The organism is Gorillibacterium massiliense (genome assembly GCF_000455485.1).
GTDB lineage: Bacteria > Bacillota > Bacilli > Paenibacillales > NBRC-103111 > Gorillibacterium > Gorillibacterium massiliense.
The window spans coordinates 1-2,732 of the sequence record NZ_CBQR020000047.1; the positions used below are offsets into that span (position 1 = coordinate 1).

At 56.4% G+C, this 2,732-nt stretch carries 3 protein-coding genes; all 3 read right to left on the reverse strand.

Going from position 1 to position 2,732, the window contains the following annotated elements; translation table 11 throughout:
- Window positions 1-921, reverse strand: a 921-nt coding sequence (locus tag TJ79_RS05040) for a hypothetical protein (RefSeq protein WP_040949210.1), incomplete at its 3' end; no start/stop codon positions are given.
- A gap of 1 nt (window position 922) precedes the next feature.
- Complete coding sequence (locus TJ79_RS27065; protein WP_238322804.1) at window positions 923-1,096, reverse strand: hypothetical protein; 174 nt, start codon at window positions 1,094-1,096, stop codon at window positions 923-925.
- A gap of 120 nt (window positions 1,097-1,216) precedes the next feature.
- Window positions 1,217-2,584: an ABC transporter substrate-binding protein gene (locus tag TJ79_RS05045; RefSeq protein WP_052339290.1), complete on the reverse strand. Its 1,368-nt coding sequence runs from the start codon at window positions 2,582-2,584 to the stop codon at window positions 1,217-1,219.
- Between the last annotated feature and the right edge of the window lie 148 nt (window positions 2,585-2,732).

A 2,732-nucleotide genomic window follows, 5' to 3' on the forward strand; every position in this document is an offset into this window, starting at 1 on the left:
CAGGCTGTCGGACGCAAGCTCAAACAACAGATAGCTTAACGGGCTTTCCGGAGCCGTTCCGCCTTCTGTCTCCTGCCAATACCGGAGCAGAAGCTCCTCCTTGGCTGTAGAAACGGTGGCTTCCTTGAGGCACCCGCTCTCGCGATAAGTTTGCTCCACGGCTGCGAGCAGATTTTTGGCCCGGGAGGAATCCCCCTTCTTCGCATAATACCAGGCGAGCAGAGCGGTGAGGTCCGACCGCTCACAGCCGCCGTAGTAGGAATCTGCGGCGGACAGCCGGACGCCGCGCCCGGTCAGCTGCTCCACAGGAGCAAGCGCCTCGATCAGAATCCGGTCCTCGATGCCAAGCAGCCCGAACGGGATTGCCGTCACCGTGATGTCGCCATGTACAGTGAGGTCGCCCAATCTGCTTATGACATGTCCGTCTTTAATGAAGCTTGCGAACAGCAGCTCGCGGATCGACTTCAGCATGCGCTGGGTCCGGCCGCTGTCTGCATAGGGCTGAATCTTCTGAATGCCCGCGTAGTATACAGCCAGATTGGACAATAACAGTCCATTCTCCTGCCGGTCTAACCAATGTGGCGCAGGCTGCTTCCAAGAACATTCCAGCGTATCCAGAGCCAGCTCGATCCCGGCTGTGCCGTCGCCATCCACGAATGCCCGGCTGCCTGTCGCATGCATATATTCGCCTGCCACCCACAGCATGAACGCGGCTTCCAGCGCCGAATACCCGCTCGCCGCCTCCCCGTATAGCCGGCGGATAATCGGCTCCGCCTGCGCAGCTTCGCCTCTCCCGATCAGCCAATAACCAAGAAAGACCGAATCTCTTGTCTCCAACTCAAGGCCGTTCACGCTGCACCTTCCGGTTGCAGGGTCAATGGCATAGCTCCAATCAATCAATTGCGCTTGCAGGTTGCTCACATCAACAGCCTCCCAACATCCCAAATTGCACCGCAGGCACGGAAAACCAGAAGGGCCGAAGCCCTTCCCGCTTGCGGCGCCCATTCCGAAAGCCTGCTGCCGCAAGCAGAAATGGATAGGGAATCGTTCCGGAGAAGCGTCCGCTCATCCGTACGGCGAAGGCGCCGGGAAGCATACGATCCCTATCCACAGCTGCCCGACAGTCACCGGCTTCCGGGTCTTTTTCTCATGCAGCGGCCTTGCCTTGCTTAAGCAATGATCCATGGCAGATGTCTGCCACGTGCGATTCGCCTGCTTATGGCTGCACCAGCTTTTCTACCTTCGCCTGCGCCGCATTAAGCGCTTGCTCGGCAGTATAGCCATCCTTCAGCTTCGCTTTGTCCAGTTCGTCGCCGATCGCCTTGGTCAGATCATTCCATTTGTCTGGAATCGGGCCAACCGGTGAAAGCACGAGGGTATTGAGCGCGTCCATGACGACCTGCTTCGACTCTGGCGGCGTCTGCTTGAAGTAAGCATCCATCACCTTGTCGTCCGACACAGCCGGAACGCTCCACCCCTTCGCAATCCGTTCGCTAACGACAGCCGGATCAGAGGACATGAACTTAATGAATTTCCATGCCGCATCCTCATTCTTCGTCTTATCCGACACAACCATGCCGTCTGCAAAGAAGTGGTGCGCCTTCTGGGTATTGCCGGGCTCTAGCGCGATGTCCCACTTGAACGGAGCGTCCGCAAACCGGCCGAAGTTCCAGATGCCGCCCCGCAGCATCGCGATCTTGCCGGCCTTGAACGCATTCAGGTCCGCGTCCGGCTGATTGAACGTGTCGTCATTCAGCGGCGGCGATACTTTGTACTTGCGTGCCTTATCCAGCATCCAGTTCAGCGCATCGATATTCTGCTTGCTGTTGACCGTCGCCTTACCGTCTGCGCTCCAGATGCCGCCGCCGTTTTGGGCGATCGTTTTGTAGAATTCATAGAATTGGATCGGCGCGTAGGTGCCCCAGATGCCGTTCTTGGCATCCGTCAGCTTTTGCGCGGCGTCAAGCTCTTCCTTCCACGTCCATTCTGGTTTCGGATAGCCGACCTGCTTCTTGTCGAACAGGTCCTTATTATAGAAGAGAACGACATCGGAGAAGCTCTCTACGACCCCGAACTGCTTGCCGTTGTACTTGAAGGCGTCATAGGCGAGTCCCTTGTAAATGTCTTTGTTAAACGTTGTGTCCTTGGCAATGACCGGAGTCAAATCCTTCAGCGTATTCTTGGCGGCGTAGGAGGCAAAATTCTCGTACCCGACCTCGAATACGTCTGGACCGCTGCCCGAAGCGAGCTGGGTATTGAGCTTCGTATAGTAGTTGCTATAGTCGACGACATCCACCTTCACCTTGATGTCCGGGTTGGCGGTTTCAAATGCCTTCACCATATCCGCCAAGGTTTGCTCCTGCGAGCCGCTGGCCGTGTAATCCATGAATTTCAGTGTGACGGGGTCCTTCTTCGGCTCCGCCGTCGCCGTCACCGTCGTTGCCGGCGTTTGCGATTGCGCAGCAGCCGATGTTGTCGGTGCCTGGCTAGCTTTTGCGTCATTGTTCTTGCTGGAGCAAGCTGTCGCCATTACGGAGAAAACCATGACAGCGGCCATCGCGGTCCTTGCACTCTTTTTGAACATTCTCAATCCCCTCGCCTTTCATAGTGGATTATTTCCTATCCTGCAATACCATGGTCCAAGCCGCAGGCCGGATGATGGTATGGAAGCCTCGAATTTGGCGGAGCCAAATTGAGGGATTCTTATGATCGTAAAACCTTTGATCTAGAAG

Excerpts from the sequence above, each read along its gene's own strand:
- TJ79_RS05045 (WP_052339290.1), bottom strand. The coding sequence starts at position 2,584 with ATGTTCAAAAAGAGTGCAAGGACCGCGATGGCCGCTGTCATGGTTTTC.
- TJ79_RS27065 (WP_238322804.1), bottom strand. The coding sequence starts at position 1,096 with ATGCTTCCCGGCGCCTTCGCCGTACGGATGAGCGGACGCTTCTCCGGA.